Source organism: Actinomadura napierensis, from assembly GCF_039529375.1.
Taxonomy (GTDB): Bacteria; Actinomycetota; Actinomycetes; order Streptosporangiales; family Streptosporangiaceae; genus Spirillospora; species Spirillospora napierensis.
This window is the reverse complement of sequence record NZ_BAAAMR010000300.1, coordinates 1-729: the sequence shown is the minus strand read 5'-3', so window position 1 is coordinate 729 and position 729 is coordinate 1. Positions and strand designations below refer to the sequence as shown.

General features: G+C 64.3%; 1 protein-coding gene. It reads right to left on the bottom strand.

Annotated elements, in window-relative coordinates:
* Positions 1-112: 112 nt before the first annotated feature.
* On the bottom strand, positions 113-729 hold a 617-nt coding region (gene trfA, locus ABD296_RS49565; RefSeq protein WP_344285538.1), incomplete at its 5' end, for a plasmid replication initiator TrfA.

Genomic DNA, 729 nt, shown 5'->3' with positions numbered 1-729 from the left:
GCAGCTCGACGTGCGCGGGCTGGTGCGCGGTACTGCCTCGCCGGAAGTGGCGATGCTCGAGAAAAAAAGCCGCCTCGATCTCGGGCGGCTCCAGGGGAGGGCAGGGGGGCGATCACCGCTTGCAATGCACCAGGTCGTCGTTCACCCACGCACTTTCGACCAGGCCGTTTTCGCGCAGCTCGTCGCACGCTTCGCCTACCTGCTCGCGCCACTTCTTCGGCCGGGTGGAATCCGAGCCGCACATCAGCCGGAACGTCTCCAGCTTGAGCGGGTACGGCTCCTTGTGGGTGGCGAAGTAGTCGAACATGCGCCGCGCGGTGGGCGACAGCTTGCGGTACTTCTCCCACACGAATTTCGTGTAGTGGTCGCCGGCGAACAGCACCACGATTTCGGCGTCGATCTCGACCTGGCAGCGCGACGTGCGCTTGCCGCGATCCAGGACGCGGAAGCGCCGGATCAGCGACACCGATTCGAGCCGGCCGATGCGTTGGGATGAGAACTGCATGGCCGACGCCTGGAGCCGCGTCAGGCATTCCTCGGCCCTTGTGTAGTACCGACCGTTGATTGACCAGTCCAAGTCCTGGCAAAGCTCGTAGAACGTGAAGGAAACCGGCTCTCCGAGCGCGGTGCGCTTCGCGTACTCCAGCACCTGGGCGAATACCAGCTCGTCGTCGTCGGCGCGCAGCTCGATCCCGGTGTAGGTGATCTCCACGTCTTTGTTGACGTGGT